Genomic DNA, 22,516 nt, shown 5'->3' with positions numbered 1-22,516 from the left:
AATCAACCAACTTACCTCCCAACTCAACATGCAACGAATACAAGGGAGTGCGTTTAATGTCGGACATAGTTCTCACCTTTCGATCAGCGGGATTGGTCGCGAACGACTGTGACTGTGCAATGCGCATTGCGCACCACACGGGCCAGGTTCGGGCCGATCTCGTAATTCGGGAAATCGCCTTTGGTCGAGGCCATGATGATCAGGTCAAAGCCATCCTTGTAAGCGAGTTTCAGGATTTCGCGGTATACGCTGCCTTCTTCGATGTGAACGTTCACGTCCGAGGCATTGCCATGATCTAGGATAGCCTGAACTGCATTGCGCACATGATCCCGGGCACCCGCGCCATAGTTGGCGGGCAGGTTCGGCAGCTGGATGATCTCGGGGATGACGGCAACTGCGTGCAGCTCGGCACCATAGAACTTGGCCTGTTCAAGTGCGAGCGGCAGGGCATTCTTCCACGAGCGGTCGTCGGTGTGATCAATTGGCAGCAGGATTTTCGTGGCCATCACGTCTCTCCTCGAGATATGGATTTCTGTTTCAAAACCGGGGGGCCAGTTTGGCCCCCCGCATTCGTCAGGGCCGAGCTTATTCGGCAGCTTGACCGCCGGGCTCTTCCGATTGACCGTTCGACGCGAAGAACTCTTTCGTCAGCTTGAAGACGATCGGGCTCAGCAAGGCCAGAGCGATCAGGTTCGGGATAGCCATCATGGCGTTCAGCGTATCTGCCAGCAGCCAGACAAAGCCCAGATCTGCTGTTGCGCCGAAGTAGATCGCGACGATCCACAGGATGCGGTAAGGCAGCAGGGATTTAACACCCAGCAGAAACTCAACGCATTTCTCGCCATAGAAGGACCAGCCCAGGATAGTGGTGAACGCAAAGATCGACAGAGCGATTGCAATCAGGTACCCACCGATACCCGGCAGAGTGGTTTCAAAGGCCAGCGACGTCAGAGCTGCGCCGGAAATCGCTTTGTATCCTTCGGTTTCACCATTGGCCACGAAATCCGCAACCGACGCATCCAATGCGCCCGAAGCGATGATCGCCAGACCCGTGATCGAACACACGATGATTGTGTCGATGAACGTCCCCAGCATCGCGATCAGGCCCTGATTTACAGGTCCCTTGGTCTCGGCTGCGGCATGGGCGATCGGGGCAGAACCCAGACCAGCTTCGTTCGAGAAGACACCGCGCGCCACACCAAAGCGGATGGCAAGCCACACCGCTGCACCAGCTGCGCCGCCCTTGGCAGCCCAAGGCGTGAACGCATAAGTGAACACATCGCTCAGCGCTGAGCCGATTGAACCGATGTTGATCAGCAGAACCAGCAGGCCCGCAACGATGTAGGCAATGGCCATAAACGGAACCAGTTTACCTGCAACAGCACCGATGCGAGTGATACCACCCAAAATAACGGCGGCGGTCAGGATCATCAGCACAATGCCTGTGATCGATTCATTGATGCCAAAGTTTGTTTCCAGAACTTGCGCCACACCGTTGGCTTGAACGCCATTGCCGATGCCGAAGGCCGCAATGCCGCCGAACAGAGCGAAGGCAACGCCCAACCAGGCCCATTTCGCGCCCAGACCATTTTTGATGTAGTACATCGGGCCGCCGACATAGTTGCCCAGCTCGTCTTTTTCGCGATATTTCACCGCGCAGACAGCTTCGGCATATTTGGTGGCCATGCCCACCAGGGCGGTCATCCACATCCAGAACAAGGCGCCTGGACCGCCCAGGAAGACAGCAGTGGCCACACCGGCAATGTTACCTGTACCGATGGTCGCCGACAGCGAGGTCATCAGCGCGTTGAACGGGCTGATCTGCCCTTCGCCCTGACCTTCCCGCCCTTTGAACAGCAGGCTGAAGCCCGTGCCAATGCGCAGGATCGGCATGAATTTCAGACCAACCTGTAGGAAGAAGCCGACGCCAAGGATGAGCGCCAGCATCCACGGCCCCCATACGACGCCATTAATGGCCCCTGTGATTGAAGTTAACGCTTCCATGGTTTCCCTCCCATTTGCGTTTGGTTATGCCCTGTTTGCGATGGCCCGCTGGCGGGCTTGCTTAAGAGCAGCGAAGTCTTCGTCCGCGTGGAACGATGAACGGGTCAGCGGGGTTGCCGACACGTGCAGGAAGCCCTTGGAACGTGCGATCTGTTCCAGTTGGGCGAACTCCTCCGGTGACCAGAACCGGTCAATTGGATGATGTTTCGGGGTCGGTTGCAGGTATTGGCCGACTGTCAGAAAATCGACTTGAGCGGCGCGCAGGTCATCCATGACCTGCCGCACGTCATTCAGGCTTTCACCCAAGCCCACCATTAGGCCGGATTTGGTGAAAATCTCGGGATTGGCGCGTTTCGCATCATCCAGAAGACGCAGCGAAGCATAATACCGCGCACCGGGGCGTACCGTTGGGTAAAGATGCGGCACAGTTTCCAGATTATGGTTGAAAACATCCGGTGCCGCGTCAAATACGATATTTGAGGCAGTACCTTTTCCCAGAAAATCAGGGGTCAAAACCTCGACCGTGGTGCCCGGATTCTTATGACGTACGGCGCGAATGGTCTGCGCGATATGTTCGGCCCCGCCGTCGTCCAGATCATCGCGGTCGACCGAGGTGATGACCACGTGGCGCAGGCCCAATTTTTTCACCGCCGCGGCAACCCTACCCGGTTCAAACGCATCCAGCGCATCGGGACGGCCCGTGGAGACGTTGCAGAAGGAACAACCGCGTGTGCAGACCTCTCCCATGATCATCATGGTGGCGTGACGCTTGGACCAGCACTCGCCGATGTTGGGGCAGGCAGCCTCTTCGCAAACGGTCGCCAGGTTATGTTCGCGCATCAGGCGGCGGGTTTCGTAATACTCGGCGCTATCGCCCTTTTTCTTGCGGATCCACTTGGGTTTGCGCGGGATGACACTGTCAGCCTTTTTGGCCTTTTCAGGGTGGCGAGGGCGAAGCTGGATAGTCATCTGTCTGCTCTTTCTTACGCGTGGATTGCGCGGCCCAGGGCGTCCAGGCAGGCTTCTTTGACCGCCTCCCCCATAGCCGGGTGTGCATGACAGGTTGAGGCGACCTCGGACACGGTGGCGCCTTTGGTCATCGCAAGAACCAGTTCGGCGATCAGATCACCACCATGTGCACCGCAGATATGTGCACCCAGAATTTTGCCGTTGGGACCTGCCAGAACCTTGACCGCACCATCGGTTTCGCCGGTCGAACGCGCCCGCGAGTTGGCCATGAAGGCAAATTTGCCAACCGAGTATTCGGTACCCGCGTCTTTCAGCGCTTCTTCGGTCAAGCCCACCGAGGCGACCTCGGGGTCGGTATAAACCACACCCGGAACAGTGTTGTAATCGACGTGAGCCGTTTCACCGGCCAGCATTTCGACACAGGCAACGCCGTCCTCTTCGGCTTTGTGCGCCAGCATCGGGCCGGGAACACAGTCACCGATCGCATAGACGCCAGGAACCGAGGTCTGGAACGTGCCGTCAACTTCAATAAAGCCGCGCGGGCTCACAGCGATGCCAAGGTCTTCAAGACCCAGCCCGCGTGTAACGGGGCGGCGACCGACGGCGATCAGAACCTTGTCGGCCTCGATCACCTCTTTTTTGTCCTTGCCCACACGATCCACGGTCAATTTCAGACCAGTCGTGGTTTCTTCAATGAATTTCAGCGCACGCCCCAACTGGAACTTCAAGCCGCGCTTGCTGAGCGCGCGCTGCGCCAATTTGGCTATTTCACCGTCAATGCCGGGCAGGATGCGGTCCAGATACTCAATAACTGTGACCTTGGCTCCCAGACGTGCCCAGACCTGACCCAGTTCCAGACCAATAACGCCAGCTCCGATCACCACCAGATGATCCGGCACGCTGTCCAACGCAATCGCACCGGTCGAACTCAGGACGTTCTGTTCGTCAATCTCGATGCCGGGCAATGGGGTAGGCTCGGACCCCGTAGCAATCAGGATGTTCTTAGTCTCATGAACCTCGTCGCCCACCTTGACTTGACCGGCTGCGGGAATGGTGGCCCAGCCTTCGATCAGATCAACTCCGTTTTTCTGAAACAAGAACGCAATGCCCTTAGTCAGATCGCCAACGATCTTGTCCTTGCGCCCCATCATCGCGGGTACATCAATGCTGGCCTCCCCGACCGCAATGCCATGGGAGGAGAGATGGGAGAGTTCGGCAAATTTCGCCGAGGAGTTCAGCAACGCTTTGGAGGGTATGCACCCGACGTTCAGACAAGTGCCACCCAGAGCCCCGCGCCCCTCGACGCAAGCCACTTTCATACCCAGCTGGGCCGCACGGATCGCGGCGACATAGCCGCCTGGCCCTCCGCCGATGACAATCAGGTCGTAAGTCATTTCGTCGTCTTTCAGTAAATCGGATAGCTGGCGCAGAGCGCGCGGACTTTTGCTTGGGTCGCCTGTTCGACAGCGGCATCACCGTCGGGCGACTTAGCCAATGCGTCCAGAACATCGCCAATCAGGTTGCCAATCTGTTTGAATTCTTCCGCCCCAAAGCCACGGCTGCATCCGGCAGCGGTACCCAGTCGAATACCGCTGGTAACGGTTGGCTTCTGAGGATCACCCGGAACGCTGTTTTTGTTGCAGGTAAACCCGGCACGCTCCAACGCGGCTTCGGCATCTTTGCCGGTTACGCCGATTGGGCGCAGATCGACCAGCATCAGGTGGTTCTCGGTACCACCAGAAACGATGTCACATCCCCGTGCGATCATCACATTGGCCAACGTCGAAGCACTATCGACCACGCGCTGCATGTATTCTTTGAATTCAGGCTTCAGCGCCTCGCCAAACGCAACCGCCTTACCCGCGATCACATGCATCAACGGGCCGCCCTGAAGACCGGGGAACACGGCCGAGTTGATCTTTTTCGCCAGCGCTTCGTCATTGGTCAGGATGATGCCTCCGCGCGGGCCGCGCAGGGTTTTATGCGTGGTCGACGTGACAACATGCGCATGACCAATAGGTGAAGGGTGCAAACCGGTTGCAACCAGACCCGCGATATGGGCCATGTCGGCCAGTAGCCATGCGCCGACCTCGTCCGCGATGGAACGGAAACGGGCAAAGTCGATCTTTTGCGAATAAGCCGACGCACCTGCGATGATCAACTGCGGTTTTTCAGCCTTGGCCAAGGCTTCGACTTGGTCATAGTCGATCAGGCCAGCCTCGGTCAGGCCATATTGGATAGGCCGGAACCATTTGCCTGATTGCGCCGGCTTCGCCCCGTGGGTCAAATGACCGCCAGCATCCAGAGACATGCCCAGAATTGTATCGCCCGGGCTTAACAGTGCCAGTTTGACTGCGCCATTTGCCTGCGCACCGGAATGCGGTTGCACGTTGGCGTATTCGCACCCGAACAGTTTCTTCAAACGGTCGATGGCCTCGGATTCGACCTCGTCTACATATTCACACCCGCCATAATAGCGGCGACCCGAATATCCTTCGGCGTATTTGTTGGTCAGGACCGAGCCCTGCGCCTCGATCACGGCCTGAGAGACGATGTTCTCGGATGCGATAAGCTCAATCTGCTCGGCCTGGCGCACGCCCTCACGGTCAATCGACGCAGCGATGACAGGATCAGCATCTTTCAGCGACGTTTTGAACATGGTTTCTTCCTCCACTTTCGAATCCTGTATTCGAAACTTTGTTTCCTATAGTGGAACTACGCTCTTAATGGCAACATATTTCTCATATTCGCGATATTGCGTGCGTATAGGAGAACCTGTAACCTGTGGTAAATTGGGAGGAAAATGATGGGCGACGACCATTGGAATGAAGGTTCTGTCCAAGACGAAGAGGACGAAGGCGCGGCGTTGGGCCGGTCCATTCGCGATGCACGGCGGGAAAAAGGCTGGACTTTGGAAGAGGCCGGGCGCGCTGCGGGAATCGGTCGCTCGACTCTGTCGAAGATTGAAAACAACCAGACCAAACCAAGTTTCGAGATCGTGCGCCGTCTGACCCAGGCGCTGGACATGAACCCCCCACAATTGTTTTTGGAGTCGGGTCAGTCAGGCATAGCAGGGCGGCGCGATTTCACCGCCAAAGGTCAGGGCGACACGCGAGAAACCGCCACTTACCTGCACGAACTTTTGTGCTCGGATCTGACCAGCAAACGCATGTTGCCCTATATCGCAACAATCCGGGCGCGAGACATATCAGAATTCGATCCGCTGGTTCACCATTCGGGCGAAGAATTCATGTATGTCCTCAGCGGCGAGCTAATTTTCCTGTCCGAGCATTACCGTCCACTTCCAATGAAGGCCGGGGATTCGCTCTATTATGACAGCGGAATGGGGCATGGTTGCATTTCGACCAGCAAAGAAGACGCAAAGGTGCTTTGGGTCTCGCTGGAGTGAACCCACCTTGGCCCGCCAAGGTGCAGGACGCGCAATTCAGATCAGTGCCGGTTGCCGCTCTTTTTGACAAAAGAAATCTTGTCTACCGGTCTGCGCGCAGTAACGGTCGCTCTGCCATGGCTTGTATGTTCGAGGGCACCAACGCTTGCGCCAGCGCTTTGACGCGTTCGCCATGGAATTGCGATGCGAAAATCTGCCCGTAGTGGCGCTTTGGGCGTCGCGCCAATCCTTTCCCGACACAATGTGAGACACCGAATTTCTCGCCAGCGCGCGAGGTCCCCGCCTCGATTCAACGGTTTGGGCAGTGCTGGTTTCAAGAGACACCTAGATCTCTGCTGTCTGCCAGCCTGAACTTTCTTTGAAAGTATCGGCAATCTCGCAAGGCCCGTTTCAGGTGCCTTGCTGTGGCTTGTCGCGACATCAGCTTGTCGCGGGATTGATATACTGCTGATCCGGCCCGCAATAGGCATGGGGCATGATACGCGCATTAAATGAAAACTGGGCCCTGTTTTTGGGGATGCTCATGCTGATGGTTGCCAATGGCCTGTTGGCGACCTTGCTTACAATTCGCGGCGCAAGTCTTGGGTTCAGTGATTTTACCATCTCGGTCATGCAAGCAAGCTATCCGCTGGGCGCGCTGGCCGGAACGGCCATGGCGCCGCGTCTGGTGGAAAACGTCGGGCACATCCGGGCATTTTCCGCACTTGCGTCACTGGTTTCTATCGCGGCGATCGTACACCTGCTGACCAGCGATGCCATCAGTTGGAGCGTGATGCGCTTTTTGGGAGGGTTTTGTTACCCGGGTCTTTACGTCATCACCGAAAGCTGGCTGAACGCCAAATCCGAAAACAATACGCGGGCGCAGGTGCTGTCGCTCTATTTCATCATCCAACTTGCGGGACCAGCGTTGGGTACGGCTCTTGTTGGCTTTCCTGATCCTACTGGCAATCTCTTGTTCGGAACCGTCTCGATCCTGATTTCGCTGTCGATCGTGCCATTGCTTTTGTCAGGCAACAAAGCACCGGACTATACCGTCCCTGAGCGCATGCCAGTCACACGGTTGTACAAGGTCTCTCCCATCGCGGTTATTGGGATTGTGTTGGTCAGTATCGGTGTTTCCGCACACTATATCACCCTGCCCTTGTATGCCCTGCAACAGGGGTTCTCGGCTGCGCAGGCATCAGGCGCTTTGGTGGCTGCCCTGATTGCCGGTGCCGTCGTGCAATATCCGGTGGGTTGGATTTCAGACCACACCGACAGGCGTTATGTTGTTATTGGTCTGGGCGTTATCGTCTTGGTGTCGGGTCTTTGGATGGCAGCCAACACATCACCCGAATACATTGTCTTCGGCTTTGTCGTGATTGCAATCGGTTTGTACCCGACCTACTCAATCCTGACCGCTCATGCGAATGATCAGCTCCGCCTGTCTCAGATCGTACCCGCCAGTGGCACCATGGTTTTGCTGCTGAACATCGGACTTCTCATCGGAACCATATTGGGTCCAAACGCCATTTCCCTGTTCGGAGGCAGGGGATTACAGTTTCTTTTAGCCGGCATCGGGCTTTCTGTTGCCGTGATCGCATTGATCCGGCGCGTCAAGGTTGCCGCGCCTGCCGAGACCGGAGAAGTGCAGGTTGTGGGCATCATCGGCGCGACACAACCCGGCGTCTTGCAAGCGGAAACCTTGGTACAGGAAGAGGAAGCAAGTTTTAATGAGGAAGCTGGCATAGAGGGCCGTGCTTAATACAATTAGAAAGTTTGGCTAATCCTTGGACACAGCCGGATGGTACGCGACAGAGGTCCGGATTTCGTCAACGAACAGATCAATCAACCGCTTTCTGGGACTGTCGGCGCGCAGCAAAACGCCCAGCGCGCGGGAAACGGGTTTGCCACCTAGCGGGATTTTTCGCAATCGGCCGAATTCCGGATCGGGCATACACAGGTTGGGCACGATTGAGACACCCAAGTTATGCGCCACCATACTCGTGAGGTCTTCGAGCGATTTCATTTCCATGGCATAGCTCACCCGGATTCCGCTCTGGGCAAGCCACGTGTCGGCCAGAACACCGACCATCCCATCCCGGGCGTGTCGGACGAAAGGTTGTGTTGCAAGGATTTGGATCGGATCAGTTTCGGTCACCTCGGGCGATGTCACCAGAACCAGTTCTTCGGTCGCAAAAGGATGCCATTCCAGATCCGGGGTCATAGTTTCTGGCGCGCTCAGCACCGCCGCATCGATCACGCCACGCTCTACCTGCGTCTGAAGATCTCCGGATAGAGCCGACGTCACATGGACTCGTAGCTCCGGATAGGCCTCCAGCAATCGCCGGACGGTGACCGGGATCAAGCTGCGAATGGTCGATGACACAGCGCCCAGATTAAACTCACCGCCGAAAGCCGTGTCACCAACCACACCTTCCAGGATTGTGTCATAGGCGCGCACCAGATCTCTGGCCTTGGGTACCAGCGCCCAGCCGGTTTGATTGAGCTTGGGAGTGCGCTCGCCTCGGTCGAACAAGGCAATTTGCAAGTGATCTTCAAGCCGCTTCATCTGCTGACCAACCGCCGCCTGAGAGACATAGACCTTGTCGGCGGCGGCAGCAAAACTGCCTGTGTCAGCAATTGCAATCAGGGTTTTGTACAGCGTGATGCTCATGAAACCATTTCTTCGCGGCGCATGACTAAACTAAACCAAAACTTTATTCATAATAAAGTATTATTACATTGAGTAAAGCATAGGTTTTGGGCGATATGAGTGTCAGTGAACAGAGGAATCGAGAATGTCCATCCACAGCAAAATCGTTGATGATCTGGTGGCCAATGACATCAGTTTCGTGACGACCGTGCCCTGCAAGCAGTTGGCCGGTGTCATCGACGAGGTCGAAGCGCGCCCCGAGATCTTTCACATCCCCTCAAACAAAGAAGACGAAGGCATGGGTCTGTGCGCCGGGGCCTGGATGGGGGGCAAGCGACCCGCCATCATCATGCAGAACACCGCGATCGGCGTGACAATCAATACGCTGGCCACGTTGATCCAGTACTACCGGATGCCGCTGCCGATGCTGATCTCATACCGGGGTGAACTGCGCGAACCGGTAGCCTGCCAGGTTGAAATGGCGGTGCACACCAAGGCTCTGCTGGCCCAACTCAACATCCCGACCTATCACTTCCACAAGGAAAGTGACGCGGATGAGCTGGATACAATCCTGAAATACACCTTCATGTGCAACAAGCCGGTCGCCATCCTGACCGACGCGTCCTTCTGGGGAGGCTACGGAGACCAATGATCCGCTCTGAGATTCTGAAAGAAATCGCCCCTGTTATCCGCGACCAGTTGGTGGTCTGCAATATCGGCATCCCCAGTCAGGAACTGCACGCCATCGACGACCAGCCCACCAATTTCTACATGCTGGGCACAATGGGACTAGCCTCAAGCATCGGATTGGGTTTGGCGCTGGCTCAGGACAAAAAGGTGATTGCCATCGACGGTGACGGCTCGGTTCTGACTAATTTCGGCACTCTACCCACGATCGCGAACAACGTGGCCGACAATTTCATCCTGCTGATCGTTGATAACGGATCATATGGTTCGACCGGTGATCAGCCGACCTATGCGGGGCAGAAAACCTCGTTAGCGGCAGTCGCTTCGGCCTGCGGCTGCGAAAACGTTGTCGAATGCCGGGCCGAGGATACAAAACAGGCGATCGAAGACGCTCTGGCCGGGAACAAGATGACCATCATCGTGGCCAAATGCGAAAGCGGCAATGCCAAGATGCCCGTCATCACCATGGACCCGGTGGTAATCCGTGATCGGTTCATGAAAGCTGTTCAGGCCTGAGGTCCCGAACATGTTGCCGTCCGGCCAGATCCATTCTAGCGCAGATGCCCGGCGGATAGCCCGCAGGCGTCTGCCTTGGATGGTGTTTGATTACATGGATGGCAACGCGGGTGAAGAACACGGCGCGGAGTTAAACCGGCGCGCCTTGCAGGACATTCGCCTGCGCACGCGGGTTCTGGTGGATGTCAGCCAGCGCAGCCTGGATTTGGCTGTCTTTGACCATGCTGCCAAACGGCCTTTTGGTATCTCTCCAATGGGGATGTGCAATCTGGCTGCGCCCGACGCGGACCTTATGCTGGCGCGCCTGGCAGCTGACTACGAAATCCCGCACGGGGTTTCGACCGTAGCCTCGACGCCGTTGGAAAAGATCATCGAAGTGGCTGAAGGGCACGCCTGGTTCCAACTGTACTTCAGCGGCGACGGCAGCAGCGCTATGGGTCTTGTGGACCGGGCCGAAGCGGCAGGCTATCGCACACTAGTTCTGACACTGGATGTACCAGAAGTTGGCAGACGTCCGCGCGAACTGCGCCACGGTTTCAAGATGCCGTTTCGGATCGGGCCCAGGCAGTTTTTCGATTTCGCGCTGCATCCACGCTGGTCGCTGAACACTTTGTTCCGCGGCAAGCCACAGATGGCAAATTTTCCAGACGGCACCTTTGATCGCACCGAATCCCGCGCGCGTGCCGATTGGAACTATCTCAGTCGGTTGCGTGACCGATGGCCAGGCAAGCTGGTCGTCAAAGGCGTTCTGGATGCCGAAGATGCACAGCGCCTCAAACAAGCGGGAGTGGATGCCATACAGGTGTCCAGCCACGGTGGTCGGCAGCTAGATGCTGCAATCCCTCCCGCTCTCGCGCTGCCCGCCATTCGTCAGGCGGTTGGCTCGGATTTTCCATTGTTCTACGACAGTGGGCTGCGCAGCGGTGAAGACGTTGTGAAGGTGCTGGCGTCAGGTGCTGATTTTGCCTTTCTGGGGCGCATTCTGTTATATGCAATCGCTGCTGGAGGAGAGACTGGGTTGCGAACCCTTTGGGATGTGCTGTCGCAGGAGACGAGCCTGACCCTTGCCCAGATTGGCGCAACAACACCCAGACCGGCTCAGCTTGGCCAGAGCCTGGATCGTTCGCAATTTTTGCTTCAAGAGAGCAAAACGTAACTGCACGCGGCGCCAGTCCATACACCTGCCCCGCGCGGTTTGTGAAATGAATAGGCAAGATGCCGTGTCGGCCTCGCCATTTGGCGTTTAATTGAAGAAGACTTTCAATCCAAAATACGGTCCATGTTGGGTAACATCATAGGCGAAAGCACCGGTGCTCAGCGTGTCGCTGAAGTCAACACTGAAGTACCGATAGCCAAATGTGATCGCTGTTCTTTCCCACGGCTGGTAGTCAAAACCGATATTCGCCCCGATCTGCAGATCGTTACCACCCGCACCGAAGCCACCAAGATCAAGGGACGTGATAGCCGTCCAACGGTCGTTCAGTCTCCACATGCCGCGGGCACCGATAACGGGCTCGACCCATCCCGGATCACCGCCCAATACCGGTGGTGTTGTTGGGCCCGGTGTTGTGATGTCAATCTCCTGCCGGATCGAGTTGTACCGAATGCCCCCCTGAAGATCGATGGTATAGCGTTGATTGGCCGCGCCATAGGTGCCATCCGCAATACGATAAGCCCCCAAGATTCCGAACCATTTTTGACGTACATCTACGTTCACCGAGGCCCCAATCGGTCCGGGCAGTGTCGCGTCTTCTTCTATGCCCACATAATTGGCGTCAACAATGATACCAAAATCGCCATTCCATGACTCGTAACGCCCGGCGGCGGCGAAATCGAGAACCTCCAAAACATCACCCAGATCAAGATCAAGATCAGCCGAGACACCCGCAACGGTGGACGTTCCGGTGGTCCTGAGTGGTGTGAATAGGTAAAAGCCAAGCGTGTGCCGCCAACCCTCGTCATCCTGCCCTGGCGGGGGCAAGGATTGAGCGGACGCTGCAGAAGCCAGCAGACAGGTCAGAGTAATTGTGCTTGCGCCGCAAGCAGATTTTTTGAAGTTCATGTGCCAATCTCCTAGCTTTTCACTTCCACAGGAACAGGCCACGCTGGTGATGCTTCGACAAATCGCACCTCATTTGCTGACCGAGGATTGCTTGATTTTGAATGCCTCAACTGCCGCGGCGGTTTCAGGGCGAATGTTTTCAATCCCCTCGTAAGGTATGCCGAATGCGGGTTTCTCGTCAGGGAATTTTTCCTTCCGGGCTTGGTGACGAGCGAGAATTCGAACGAATTCCTGACCTCCCCAAGCACCGACTTCAGTCGAGACAGGGTACTTTTCATGAGTGTCGCGATAAATGTCTATGAAGTCTGCCAAAATACCGTTTGTGAGGTCCTTCGGCAGGTTCATTCGGAATTTATCCTTAATGATGGCTCCGGGTTTATCAATGTTATACACAATCAACGAGTCTCGGCGACCTTTGGATTCATCAGCGAACAGAATCGAAGCTGACTGATCGACGCCATCTACCAGCCGATCGCGCGGGATGAACCCATCTGCGCCAGCGATACGTGACAGTGTCGTATAGAGATCGGAGACGTGTAAAATGTTATTAACCATTGAATCTGGGCCGATAACACCAGGCCAGCGAATAAAGGCGTCAACTCGAACCCCGCCTTCGGTGGTGTCGCCTTTGCCACCTTTGTAGATCATTGGTGTAAAGCCGGATTGAGGTGAGTATTTGGTGAAATGTCCGTTGTCACCCATGACAACAACGACAGTGTTTTTCGCGACGTCCAGATTTTCCATTTCGGCGAAGATTTCCCCGAGGTATTCATCGAGCAACTGGAGCTTATCGGCGTAGAGGCCACCATTGGGTGACTCTGGCCCAGTTCTTCCGGTGCGCGTGTTATGTAGTGGGATCATCGGCCAGTATTGAAGGAAGAACGGTTGCTCACCGGTCGCAAGACGTCTTAGCTCTTCTATCGTCTTGTCTTGATACGCTTGGTTCATCTCATCGTATTTCAATGCGCCCCAACGTTCACCAGGTTGCATTCTAATCTCCCGGATTGGTCCACCTGCCTCGCCTTCGATGACGGTCATCATTGCTGAAGCGTCTGGGCGGAACCATTCGTCGAGTACGTACTCAGGGACAAAATCTCCGATACCAACTGAGACTTGCTCGCGAATGGCATCGTCGTTGAAAATCGTAAGCTGACCTTGTTGGTGGATCGCATGTTGTGCGTAATCGAAACCCTGGTTCATCGCCCAGCTCTCAGCGATGTCACCCATGTGCCATTTACCTACATGGCTGGTAGCATAGCCAGCTTCTTTAAGAACCTCAGCAAGAGTGACTTCCTTTCCTGGAAGACCGAAGCCAGCTATATCCACAGTCGTGTTCCCCATTCCGATGCGTACTGGAAGACGCCCAGTCATTTGAGCAACCCGTGTCGGAGTACAGGATGGTTCGGTGTACATTCGCACCATCCGCATACCTTCGTCCGAGAATTGGTTGATGTTCGGAGTTTCGATGCCGCGTACTGCGTTGAGTTCCGGTATGCCCATATCTCCGAAACCGAGATCATCAATCAGGATGGAAACGATATTTGGCGGATTGCCATTATTGCGCTCCCGAAACTCGGAAAGTAGCGCGTCAACCGCAGCATCATCCTCGGCCCATTTTTCGGCGTGCTGGGCTTGCAGTATGTAAAACTCAGCGTCGTGAATGATGGGCGCTTCCTGCGCCGTCACCATTTGGGCTGCAATACAAAGGCTTGCCGAAAGGTAAACAACTTGTCTCATGTCGCTCCTGCTCATTGGCTCTATTCCGATTCTGTGTGCGTTTCGGGTTTTGGGGGTTTCTGCATCTCCTCTGCATCCAAGGTCTGAGGTCCGATGCAATTGATGTCGGTGTCCGGGAAGAACTCGACCCAGACATGCCAAAACATTCCGGACCTTAAGGTCTCGACGCGACTGAGCTTTCCTCGATCCGAATTGCCGAAGAAGTCGATTTCGGTCACCGCTTCACCGCTGTCATTGTACCAGACCCCTACGCTTTCATAGGCTGGATCATAGGCAACGACGAGATCACGACCGCCCACAGTGGCGTTGATCAAACCCTTATGCTCGGCAATGAACTCATCGGTCCAGCACACAGCATCGTCACCCACTGTTACGCCCCAGACATAGGTCTTATTGGGCAACCGGTCGTCGCTGTGGCTCATGTTATCCATGACCGGTGCTGCCTCTTGATGCTGTTTCGCGATGCCCGAGGCGAACACAGTTTCTGTGAATAGATCGAAGAGTTTTAGAAAAGGGTTCGAAGAAGGCTTGTTCAAAAACACCTCGCCGTCCGGATAAGCCTTTTGAAATCCCCGAAAGCTCATCCGGAAAGTGGGCCAGGGCTGCATGGCGGATTGTTTGGACGTATCGCTATCAAAGTGACCATAGATCTGCTGAATGGGTTCGCCAGTGAGGTTGTCGCGCAGGATCAGGTTGTTGCCGTGCTGGGCCATGACTTCCAGATCAAGCCGCTTACCATTGATCTGCGGTTTGTAGGCCAGACCCAGGTTCGCCATGGCGCAATACGTCATGACGATGTCATCGCCTCCAAGTCCATCGGCATTGCCAGCCAGGTGGGGGCGCATCAACTGCCCGTCGGAATGCGCGCGGGCATGGCCGTTGTTTTCGATCACCAAAACGCTGGCCGACGGATTAATGAAGTCCTTAGCTTCCGAGATCGGATAATACCGGGCGCTGTCTTGCTGGTTACGCAAACCGACGTGAACCCAGACCCATGGGAAGACGAACAGGAATAAAATTAATAAAGTTACTGCAGGCACACCCAGAAAGAACAACCAGCCTGGTCCGCCGCCCATAAAATGGCCAACCAGCATCAAAGCCAACCCACTTACGCCCGCAGCGATATAGGCGTTTTCGTTTCGAATGAAACGGATCATGTTGTTCCGCTTTACCTTCAAAACCATCTGGCTGATGTCTCCAAGGTCGCGAAAATACATGAACCCAATGGTCAGCGAAACGACAAGACCCAAATAAAACAAAATGTTGGCCAGCATTCAGATCGCCTTTCTTACGTGTGGTTAGCCCTCGGGAGATTTGGACTTGGACGCGAGGTAAAGCCGAATTTCGTCCTCAAGCCCCCGAAGGCTATCGGTTAAGTCTGCATAAGTTGGATCGCTAGCATCACAGGGCAGCAGTGCTATCAAACTCTCATAATCTGCACAGATTTGAGCAAACACCGTGTCCGAACTGCGCAATCGACCGATTTCATTCGCTTGGTTTGGAAATACTAATGTCAATGAGTTCATATCCATCCCCAAGCTGTCTGATCTCGGTCAGGCCTCAGCGAAAAGGCAAGTCCCCCTCCTTTAAAAACGAGTATACACAAAATTCATTTACATATTCAGGTATCTTAACGTATGTTACGACGTAACATGTTTATTTTCAGGTGCTTACGAAACAATCAACAGCGACAGATGCGATGACTTCAAGAGGCTTGCGTTCAGAATCGGGGCCCAATCCCATCCCGAAAAACCTGACTGAAATCCAGATCCAACAGGCGTTGGATTCGATTTTGAACAGCCCGGAGTTTGACGGCGCTGAACGTCTTCAGTCCTTTCTGCGCTATGTTGTTGAAACTATGTTAGCTGGCCACGCCGACGACATCCGGGCCAAGTCTGTGGCCGAGGACGTATACGGCAGAACATTGGGTGGGCGCGGCGATCCAATGGCCGTTGTACGTGTCGATGCCGGTCGTATGCGCAGACGATTAGCCAACTATTATTCGAACTCCGGCAAGGATGAGTGTTTGCGCATTCATGTTGATCCCGGAGGGTATGTACCCCGATTTGAGGTACTTTCACCTGATCAGGAAAACGGATCGCCACGTCCTTTACGACGCTATTGGTGGCACGGTGCCGCTGTAGCAACCGTATTCGCTTTGTGCGCAACCGGCCTTTACCTTCAGCTCAAACCTCAGGCATCAACGGTGACCACTTCCCAATCTGAAACCGAAAGGAAACAGCAAGCAGTCCGAGAAGCGCTGTTTTCCACCAATCCCATCAAACTACAGGCGGTTAACCTTGCTGAAGAAGCGCGCCCCTTGATGTTTCCGGTTCTGGATCGCGCACGGTTGCAGGCCGTCAGCGGTATGTTCAAGCGCGCCATTGCGCTGGACGGGTCGTATTTTGGTGGCTACGCGGGGTCAGCACAAGCATTGGGTATTCTTGCGATTACCACTCCGCCCAGCGAAGAAAGGCGCACTTTGCTGGATCTGGCCAAAACGCATGCCGACAAAGCCGTCGAACTGGCACCGGATGAAGGGTGGAGCCACTCTGCCCTTGCACTTATCTCCTTTGCCCAGCGGGATTTCGACACCACCCTCGCCCAATCAAACCGCGCGGTCAGCCTTGCACCTGAAGACATCCATGTCACAAATTTTGACGCGTTGTTTGCCTTGTTTGGCGGCGACTTCGAACGCGCCATCGCGTCAGCCAGACGCGCGCAAAACGACGATACGACCAATCGGAGGTTCCCTTACCGAAGCGTTTTGGCGTCAGCGAGTTTTCATCTAGGGGACTATCAGGGCTGCGTTGACCAGTTCAACACGTCCATCAGGCTGGGTGATCCTGTCAGCGCCATATCAATCGGGTACCTCGCCGCCGCCTATCAAAAGATGGGAGAACACGACCGCGCAAGGGCAACAGTCCTTCTGTTGGAGGAGGCTTGGCCTGACTACCCTTTGCCGTCTTTGCTTCGTGCGCTGTTTGCAGATCAGCGCCACGCCGAAGACATTATCAGTGCGCTTGCCCAGATTGCGGCGCAACAAGCAGGTAAATAAAGGAACTGAATATTTTCTCAGAACAGTTCCCCGCCCCGTAAGGTTCCAATGCATTCGCAGGCAGCCATGGTCTCTGACACAACTTCATTCCCAAAGTGTCACCGGTCGGAATTTGTTATCCAGGCTGTCCGCGACTGGATTGCCGCCGTCAGCGCCAAGACGACTTACGTCGAAACTGGCAACCCTTATGAGAATGGATGACACGACGGCTTCATTGGACAGTTCAGGGGCGAGCAGCTCAGCGGACGAACCTGCCGTACTATGTCGAGCCGTTTAAACTTTTCTAAGGGCCTCAGAGCATTTGCTCTGGGCCCAATCAAAAAAGAATTTTACACCCAGATGGTCGTTATGCAGACAAGTCCATGGCTGCAACAACACTCTCGTATGGCAGACCTGCGGTATCGTTCAGTCGACGAACTTGTTCAGCACTTTCGCCATCAAACAAGCACATGCAACGACCGTCTTCCGGGGCAAAAGTTGAGCGGACATAGCTTATCTTATCCCCTTCTGCGGTCATTTTTTGTGCTGTCGCTATCGCTGCCTTCTGGGCAGCACCCAAGTCATCCATGCTTATACCCTTGAGGTTTCTTTCGACCATAAAAACAGACATCTCGCTCCCTTTCCAAACTGTCAAAACCAGTGCGTCTATTGCATCACGGGTCTGTAACGCAGGGAACTATCGATACCTTATGACTTAATAACTCCAGGTTTGGATAAATCGGTGTATTCTGCGGTATAGTTGACTATCGCCATAAGTGACGAGGTGCCTCAAAATGGAGATGTCTCAGATTAGATACGTTTTATCCGCGGCAAAACACCTGAATTTCACCAAAGCTGCCGCAGAGTGCAACGTGAGCCAACCAGCGTTGACCAAGGGCGTCAAGTCTCTGGAAGCAGAACTAGGTGCACAGGTTTTTCATCGGGAAGGTCGAAAAATTTTGGTCAGCGACTTTGGGAAGTCAATGCTGCCGCATCTACAGCACATCGTTGACGAAGCAGCAGCTACACAAGCACTGGCTCAGAATTTTCGCTTACTCGAAAAGGTGCCATTGCGCTTGGGTGTCCTATCCACAATTGGGCATGTTCGCCTGGCTCGGTTTCTGGCTCAATTCGAGAAAAACCACAGCGGCTTGGAGTTGTCAGTCAATGAAGCAAGCGCGCCTGACTTAAAGAAAAAACTCTCAGATGGCGATATCGATGTCGCTTTGATGACGCTGACTGAAGAGTTGGAAGAAGAGTTCAGGGCGAGACCACTATACGTCGAAAGATATGTGGTTGTATTCCCTCCCGAGCACCGTCTTGGACAACTCAATTCGGTTTCGCTGCAAGACTTATCGCAAGAAAACTACGTGGATCGCCTGGCCTGTGAGCTGCGTGAGATGGTGATGTCGGTCTGCCAGTCGAAGGGCGTGGAACTGTACGCTCGCTTCCGCTCTGAGCGAGAAGATTGGGTGCAAGCGATGGTCGCTGCAGGCATTGGTTTTGCCTTTATGCCTGAGTACTCGGTTAGTTTACCGGGCTTGTTACAGCGCCCGCTTGTAGAGCCGGAAGTTTCAAGAACGATTGCAGCTTTCACAGTTCCAGGTCGAAAACACTCGCCCGCACTTGAAGCCCTAATGAGGTCGTCGCAAACTTTCGCTTGGCCGGGGTAAGCACGTTGGCTTTGGTCTCGGCAGCACCGTTCTCGACTGCCTCCCGTCATAGACTATAGGCAGTCCCGAAACCGACATTCATTGAATAACCGCTCGTCGTTATCAGGCGCAACTTTGCGGCCGACAATTCTGCAAACGACTGAAAAATCGCCTCATCGGAGATATGTGTTCGACTAGTGCGTCTGGCATAGATGTAATAACCTGTTTAGCGTGATGCCCACTCTGGGAGTTCAGTCTTTGGAAAGACGTCTGGCAGCGATACTTGCCGCCGATGTGGTTGGCTATAGTCGTCTTATTCGAAATGACGAGGCGAGTGTGCTTGCAAGGGTCAAGGCCCATCGCGAGCAGATCTTTGAACCAGTTGTTGCTGCACGACATGGGCGCATCGTTAAATTGATGGGCGATGGCTTGCTCCTTGAGTTTGCAAGTGCAGTTGAGGCCGTTCGGTGTGCAGTGGACATGCAGCACTATATAGGGATCGCCAACGCGGACCTGCCTCAAGACTCACAAGTGCGATACCGGATCGGTCTCAATGTTGGCGATATCGTTGTAGATCAGGATGACATTCACGGGGATGGTGTAAATGTCGCCGCACGCATTGAAAGTCTGGCTGTTCCGGATGGCATTTACATGTCAGCCAGTATTTTCGAACAAGTCCATTCCAAGCTTGATCTCACTATCGAAGATTTGGGGAAGCGAGAGGTCAAGAACATCTCGGACCCCGTTCACGTGTACAGCCTAAAACTGGATGACAAGGCGCAAGCCATCGTTTCTCCTATCGTGCCACTTTCGAACAGGCCAACAAATCGCCTGATCATGTTGGGTTGCGCCGTAATTTTCCTGGCGTTGTTGGTCACCGCATGGCTGCAACCTTGGTCCGCGGTGCAATTTCCGGACTCGAATGAACACGCCGTGGCCCTGTCTGGCAAACCCTCCATCGCGGTCATGGCGTTCGACAATCTCAACAACGACCCGAGCCAAGATTACCTGAGCGACGGACTTAGTGAGAACATCCTGACCGCTTTGTCCCGTTTTTCCGATTTCTTCGTGGTCGCCCGAAACTCGACGTTTTCGTACAAGGACACTCCGGCGGATATACAGAAAGTGTCAGAAGAATTAGGTGTCCGCTACATCGTTGAGGGGAGCGTCCAGATTGCTGGTGATCGCTTGCGTGTAACGTCCCAACTCATTGATGCGACGACAGGCCAGAACATCTGGGCAGACAGCTATGACCGAGACCTACAGGACATCTTTTCAGTACAGGATGAGATAACGCGAACGGTGGCTTCGCTTCTCTCTACGAACATTGATCTTGCGGAATATAGCCGCCTCAAGCATCAACCAACCGAAAGCCTTGGTGCATATGAATTGCGCAAACGCGCACAAGAGGAGTGGTTTACCTTCACGAAAGAAGGAAACATCAGGGCAGAGGAGCTCAGTGCAAAAGCGATTGCGCTCGATCCGAACTTTGCCGGGGCGTATGTCGAAAACGCTTGGGCCCACATCAACGGGTATCGTTGGGGATGGACGAACTCTTTGACACGCGAGGAGTCGCTGGACCGCGCGTTTGAGATGGCGCGGAAAGCCATTGAATTGGAACCCTTCAATTTCAAGGGTCATTGGGTCTTGGCCAATGCAACTACTCAGAGTGGAAACCTCGAGCGGGCTGCTTCGCTTTATGACAAGGCCATATCGCTGAATCCAAATTCGGCATCCGTTCTTGCAGATTCCATTGACCCACTCGTCTATGACGGCAAAGCACCTGAGGCCGTTGAGCGCATGAAACTGGCGATCCGACTGAACCCACACCACCAAGACTGGTATCTTTGGAACTTGGGTTGGGCCCAGTACTTCGCTGAAAGGTATGAAGAGGCAAAGGCTTCGATTGAACAGATGAACGAAATACCGGACGGATTGAAGCGCACCTACGCGCCAGTTCTTTTGCGTCTTGGCCTTTCCAGTGATGCGCAGATCGTTATCGATGAGTTTCTGACGGCCAATCCAGAATTCACTATCCAAGAGGCGAAAAATGCGCCATTCGAGAGCGAGGCGTATCTTAATCGATGGGTAGAAGATCTGCGAAAACTGGGTGTGCCTGAATCGAAGGAATGACTGGTTTTTGGGCTCTTCCGTGCGGGCACGCCATTGCACGCAACCTCAAGAGGTCTTCGTGACACACGATTTGCCTAATTTCGTTGTCTTGGCATGCCGGTTTTTTATGAGCGAGCGGACAATTCGTTTCCAATAATCAGAACTACTTTCTCGTATTAACAACACCAAATGCCTTTCGATATTTGGGAATGAAAAGATTTGCCCCTTCTTTTTACGAGTGATCCAGTCACCAACTGTTGCAAACAGCCAGCTATTGCCGATCATTGGACCCAAAGGCACCAGAATTGGCGCTTTTTTCCAAGGGCTGTATGGTTTCAGGTTTTCAAAGGATGAACCCTCCGACACCTTTTTCAGTGTTTTGATAAGCCATGGGTTTTGCCTAGTCGTGGCTACAATCGTCATGCCGTCTCCCACGTCGGCGATGTCGCCTGCCACAAAAACGTTCGGATAGTCGGACGGTCGCAGCCACTTATCAGTCCTGACCCTACCCCCAGATCCCGAAGTCACCCCCGGAAGGCATTGCACCAATGACGTCTGAGGCTTTGATCCGATCACCGGAAATACAAGATCAGCCGCAATCACCCGGCCGTCCGTAAGTGTCACCGATCCTTCGTAAGGCCTATCCAAATGGCGAAGGTCTTGCGCTCTTTGGCCAAGAATGACCGTGACACCAAGGCCTTCCAGCTTGCGTTTGAGTTGTGCGCCAAACTTGATTGGATACATTGGAAACAAGGTATCGTCTGACGCGATTAATGTAATGAGTTTACCTGGCTGCGCTGAGGCAATCTCGCCCGCAAGTTCCGTTCCTACGGCCCCCGCCCCGACAATAACCACTGAATTCGCCTTGGCCAAACGAGCACTGACCTCTTTGCTGGCTTGACGAAAATCAGCGATACTGTCGCCCGATGGTTTGAAAGGGGCGGCATATGACGATCCGGTGGCAATCACGATCAAGTCCGCCGGACAGGATGTGCCAGAGTCTAACGTGACCTCTGATTGACAGATTGACACTGCACGACCCCGCACAACATCGCCTGATTTCAGCAAGTTGTCGTAAGGTAAAATGATCTGATCCAGCAAGGTGGGTTCTACCAGCGCACGGATTGCTGCCGGAGGCTGCACAAAGGCTTCGCGTTGCTCGATCAGGGTAGCTGGCCGCCGCAGCGGGTTCCGGGCAGAAACGAACCTCTGTGAACCCAGCGGCATCGTAGCAGGCTCGCAGGTCGGCTTCGGCTTGCTCCTCGCGCGGATCGTTCTGCCCGTGAAAGACCACGGGACGCCCAGAGACGACGCGGGTACATGGCACGCCAAGCTCGGCCTCGGCCCGTTCCTTAAGCTTGCGCAGAAATGACCCAATAATTTCAACAAATGTCAGGCGCTCATTCAGAATTTGTCGCTTTTCATGCATCAGCGTGGTGCCCAATACCCGTTTGAGCGCCCGCATGAAACGCCCCTCGAGACCATCCAGAAGCGCCCTGTTGGCGGGTTCGCCAATCAGGCTTTCGCGCGTTTCGAAATCAAAAAAGAAAGTGGTTGGAAGTGTTTGCGCCTTGGCATCGAAATGCACCAGACGGGGCACATCTGAGACAACGTAAGCAACGGCTGAATTTGACGTACCAAAGTCAATGCCAATCCACGGGCGGAAAGGTGCCATGGCGCTTATCTCCGAATTGTC

At 54.5% G+C, this 22,516-nt stretch carries 20 protein-coding genes; 8 read left to right on the top strand and 12 right to left on the bottom strand.

Annotation, left to right across the window (positions count from 1 at the left end):
- Nucleotides 1-83: 83 nt before the first annotated feature.
- The 5 genes from GS632_RS18640 to glyA all read right to left on the bottom strand — a co-directional run bounded on the left by GS632_RS18640 (nucleotide 84) and on the right by glyA (nucleotide 5,632).
- Nucleotides 84-506 carry a universal stress protein gene (locus tag GS632_RS18640; protein WP_171180695.1) on the bottom strand — a complete coding sequence of 141 codons (423 nt, stop codon included), beginning with the start codon at nucleotides 504-506 and terminating at the stop codon, nucleotides 84-86.
- 79 nt (nucleotides 507-585) lie between these two features.
- Nucleotides 586-2,004, bottom strand: coding sequence for a sodium:alanine symporter family protein (locus tag GS632_RS18635; protein WP_171180693.1), 1,419 nt, complete (start codon nucleotides 2,002-2,004; stop codon nucleotides 586-588).
- 24 nt (nucleotides 2,005-2,028) lie between these two features.
- Nucleotides 2,029-2,973, bottom strand: a complete 945-nt coding sequence (gene lipA, locus GS632_RS18630; RefSeq protein WP_171180691.1) for a lipoyl synthase — start codon at nucleotides 2,971-2,973, stop codon at nucleotides 2,029-2,031.
- A 14-nt stretch (nucleotides 2,974-2,987) separates the two neighbouring features.
- Nucleotides 2,988-4,367, bottom strand: a complete 1,380-nt coding sequence (gene lpdA, locus GS632_RS18625) for a dihydrolipoyl dehydrogenase (protein ID WP_171238721.1) — start codon at nucleotides 4,365-4,367, stop codon at nucleotides 2,988-2,990.
- 11 nt (nucleotides 4,368-4,378) lie between these two features.
- Nucleotides 4,379-5,632 carry a serine hydroxymethyltransferase gene (gene glyA / locus GS632_RS18620; protein ID WP_171722249.1) on the bottom strand — a complete coding sequence of 418 codons (1,254 nt, stop codon included), beginning with the start codon at nucleotides 5,630-5,632 and terminating at the stop codon, nucleotides 4,379-4,381.
- Between the two features lie 147 nt (nucleotides 5,633-5,779).
- Here glyA and GS632_RS18615 point away from each other — a divergent pair, with 147 nt between their 5' ends.
- Nucleotides 5,780-6,382: a helix-turn-helix domain-containing protein gene (locus tag GS632_RS18615; protein ID WP_171180684.1), complete on the top strand. Its 603-nt coding sequence runs from the start codon at nucleotides 5,780-5,782 to the stop codon at nucleotides 6,380-6,382.
- 475 nt (nucleotides 6,383-6,857) lie between these two features.
- Nucleotides 6,858-8,126, top strand: coding sequence for an MFS transporter (locus tag GS632_RS18610; RefSeq protein WP_171180682.1), 1,269 nt, complete (start codon nucleotides 6,858-6,860; stop codon nucleotides 8,124-8,126).
- Nucleotides 8,127-8,144: 18 nt separating this feature from the next.
- On the opposite strand, the gene GS632_RS18605 is transcribed toward GS632_RS18610, so the two are convergent.
- Nucleotides 8,145-9,038, bottom strand: coding sequence for a LysR family transcriptional regulator (locus GS632_RS18605; protein ID WP_171180680.1), 894 nt, complete (start codon nucleotides 9,036-9,038; stop codon nucleotides 8,145-8,147).
- Between the two features lie 124 nt (nucleotides 9,039-9,162).
- Between GS632_RS18605 and comD the strand changes: the two genes are divergently transcribed.
- From comD to GS632_RS18590, 3 genes are read left to right on the top strand one after another with little or no spacing between them, the layout of a single operon-like run.
- Nucleotides 9,163-9,669, top strand: a complete 507-nt coding sequence (comD, locus tag GS632_RS18600; protein WP_171095649.1) for a sulfopyruvate decarboxylase subunit alpha — start codon at nucleotides 9,163-9,165, stop codon at nucleotides 9,667-9,669.
- Nucleotides 9,666-10,220: a sulfopyruvate decarboxylase subunit beta gene (gene comE, locus GS632_RS18595; protein ID WP_171180678.1), complete on the top strand. Its 555-nt coding sequence runs from the start codon at nucleotides 9,666-9,668 to the stop codon at nucleotides 10,218-10,220. The genes comD and comE overlap by 4 nt, the downstream gene beginning before the upstream one ends.
- A 10-nt stretch (nucleotides 10,221-10,230) precedes the next feature.
- Entirely contained in the window at nucleotides 10,231-11,376 is a 1,146-nt protein-coding gene (locus GS632_RS18590; RefSeq protein WP_371809128.1) for an alpha-hydroxy acid oxidase, read from the top strand.
- A gap of 87 nt (nucleotides 11,377-11,463) precedes the next feature.
- On the opposite strand, the gene GS632_RS18585 is transcribed toward GS632_RS18590, so the two are convergent.
- The 3 genes from GS632_RS18585 to GS632_RS18575 all read right to left on the bottom strand — a co-directional run bounded on the left by GS632_RS18585 (nucleotide 11,464) and on the right by GS632_RS18575 (nucleotide 15,293).
- A complete protein-coding gene (locus GS632_RS18585; protein WP_171180676.1) occupies nucleotides 11,464-12,282 on the bottom strand; it encodes a hypothetical protein in 819 nt (272 codons plus the stop codon).
- A 69-nt stretch (nucleotides 12,283-12,351) separates the two neighbouring features.
- Nucleotides 12,352-14,019: a sulfatase-like hydrolase/transferase gene (locus tag GS632_RS18580; protein ID WP_171722248.1), complete on the bottom strand. Its 1,668-nt coding sequence runs from the start codon at nucleotides 14,017-14,019 to the stop codon at nucleotides 12,352-12,354.
- Between the two features lie 20 nt (nucleotides 14,020-14,039).
- On the bottom strand, nucleotides 14,040-15,293 hold the full coding sequence (locus GS632_RS18575) for a DUF3179 domain-containing (seleno)protein (RefSeq protein WP_171180672.1): 1,254 nt from the start codon (nucleotides 15,291-15,293) through the stop codon (nucleotides 14,040-14,042).
- A 440-nt stretch (nucleotides 15,294-15,733) separates the two neighbouring features.
- Here GS632_RS18575 and GS632_RS18570 point away from each other — a divergent pair, with 440 nt between their 5' ends.
- Nucleotides 15,734-17,077: a lipopolysaccharide assembly protein LapB gene (locus tag GS632_RS18570; RefSeq protein ID WP_171180670.1), complete on the top strand. Its 1,344-nt coding sequence runs from the start codon at nucleotides 15,734-15,736 to the stop codon at nucleotides 17,075-17,077.
- A gap of 346 nt (nucleotides 17,078-17,423) precedes the next feature.
- Here the strand turns inward: GS632_RS18570 and GS632_RS18565 are convergent, their stop codons facing one another.
- Nucleotides 17,424-17,687, bottom strand: a complete 264-nt coding sequence (locus GS632_RS18565; RefSeq protein ID WP_171180667.1) for a DUF4242 domain-containing protein — start codon at nucleotides 17,685-17,687, stop codon at nucleotides 17,424-17,426.
- Nucleotides 17,688-17,850: 163 nt separating this feature from the next.
- Between GS632_RS18565 and GS632_RS18560 the strand changes: the two genes are divergently transcribed.
- Both GS632_RS18560 and GS632_RS18555 read left to right on the top strand, forming a co-directional pair.
- The gene (locus GS632_RS18560; protein WP_171180665.1) at nucleotides 17,851-18,729 is read left to right on the top strand and encodes a LysR family transcriptional regulator; all 879 of its coding nucleotides are present in this window, start codon (nucleotides 17,851-17,853) and stop codon (nucleotides 18,727-18,729) included.
- Nucleotides 18,730-18,966: 237 nt separating this feature from the next.
- Nucleotides 18,967-20,841 (top strand): adenylate/guanylate cyclase domain-containing protein, encoded by a 1,875-nt coding sequence (locus GS632_RS18555; RefSeq protein WP_171722247.1) that lies wholly within the window; start codon nucleotides 18,967-18,969, stop codon nucleotides 20,839-20,841.
- 45 nt (nucleotides 20,842-20,886) lie between these two features.
- Here GS632_RS18555 and GS632_RS18550 read toward each other — a convergent pair whose 3' ends face one another.
- Nucleotides 20,887-21,846, bottom strand: a complete 960-nt coding sequence (locus tag GS632_RS18550; protein ID WP_371810117.1) for an FAD-dependent oxidoreductase — start codon at nucleotides 21,844-21,846, stop codon at nucleotides 20,887-20,889.
- On the bottom strand, nucleotides 21,728-22,495 hold the full coding sequence (locus GS632_RS18545; protein ID WP_171722246.1) for an Hsp70 family protein: 768 nt from the start codon (nucleotides 22,493-22,495) through the stop codon (nucleotides 21,728-21,730). The genes GS632_RS18550 and GS632_RS18545 overlap by 119 nt, the downstream gene beginning before the upstream one ends.
- Nucleotides 22,496-22,516 lie beyond the last annotated feature (21 nt).

It is taken from the genome of Ruegeria sp. HKCCD7296 (assembly GCF_013110775.1).
Lineage (GTDB): Bacteria > Pseudomonadota > Alphaproteobacteria > Rhodobacterales > Rhodobacteraceae > Ruegeria.
Note: the sequence above shows the minus strand (reverse complement) of the source record. Positions and strands in the feature narration are given on the sequence as shown.

Excerpts from the sequence above, each read along its gene's own strand:
- GS632_RS18640 (WP_171180695.1), bottom strand. The coding sequence starts at position 506 with ATGGCCACGAAAATCCTGCTGCCAATTGATCACACCGACGACCGCTCG.
- GS632_RS18635 (WP_171180693.1), bottom strand. The coding sequence starts at position 2,004 with ATGGAAGCGTTAACTTCAATCACAGGGGCCATTAATGGCGTCGTATGG.
- lipA (WP_171180691.1), bottom strand. The coding sequence starts at position 2,973 with ATGACTATCCAGCTTCGCCCTCGCCACCCTGAAAAGGCCAAAAAGGCT.
- lpdA (WP_171238721.1), bottom strand. The coding sequence starts at position 4,367 with ATGACTTACGACCTGATTGTCATCGGCGGAGGGCCAGGCGGCTATGTC.
- glyA (WP_171722249.1), bottom strand. The coding sequence starts at position 5,632 with ATGTTCAAAACGTCGCTGAAAGATGCTGATCCTGTCATCGCTGCGTCG.
- GS632_RS18615 (WP_171180684.1), top strand. The coding sequence starts at position 5,780 with ATGGGCGACGACCATTGGAATGAAGGTTCTGTCCAAGACGAAGAGGAC.
- GS632_RS18610 (WP_171180682.1), top strand. The coding sequence starts at position 6,858 with ATGATACGCGCATTAAATGAAAACTGGGCCCTGTTTTTGGGGATGCTC.
- GS632_RS18605 (WP_171180680.1), bottom strand. The coding sequence starts at position 9,038 with ATGAGCATCACGCTGTACAAAACCCTGATTGCAATTGCTGACACAGGC.
- comD (WP_171095649.1), top strand. The coding sequence starts at position 9,163 with ATGTCCATCCACAGCAAAATCGTTGATGATCTGGTGGCCAATGACATC.
- comE (WP_171180678.1), top strand. The coding sequence starts at position 9,666 with ATGATCCGCTCTGAGATTCTGAAAGAAATCGCCCCTGTTATCCGCGAC.
- GS632_RS18590 (WP_371809128.1), top strand. The coding sequence starts at position 10,231 with ATGTTGCCGTCCGGCCAGATCCATTCTAGCGCAGATGCCCGGCGGATA.
- GS632_RS18585 (WP_171180676.1), bottom strand. The coding sequence starts at position 12,282 with ATGAACTTCAAAAAATCTGCTTGCGGCGCAAGCACAATTACTCTGACC.
- GS632_RS18580 (WP_171722248.1), bottom strand. The coding sequence starts at position 14,019 with ATGAGACAAGTTGTTTACCTTTCGGCAAGCCTTTGTATTGCAGCCCAA.
- GS632_RS18575 (WP_171180672.1), bottom strand. The coding sequence starts at position 15,293 with ATGCTGGCCAACATTTTGTTTTATTTGGGTCTTGTCGTTTCGCTGACC.
- GS632_RS18565 (WP_171180667.1), bottom strand. The coding sequence starts at position 17,687 with ATGTCTGTTTTTATGGTCGAAAGAAACCTCAAGGGTATAAGCATGGAT.
- GS632_RS18560 (WP_171180665.1), top strand. The coding sequence starts at position 17,851 with ATGGAGATGTCTCAGATTAGATACGTTTTATCCGCGGCAAAACACCTG.
- GS632_RS18545 (WP_171722246.1), bottom strand. The coding sequence starts at position 22,495 with ATGGCACCTTTCCGCCCGTGGATTGGCATTGACTTTGGTACGTCAAAT.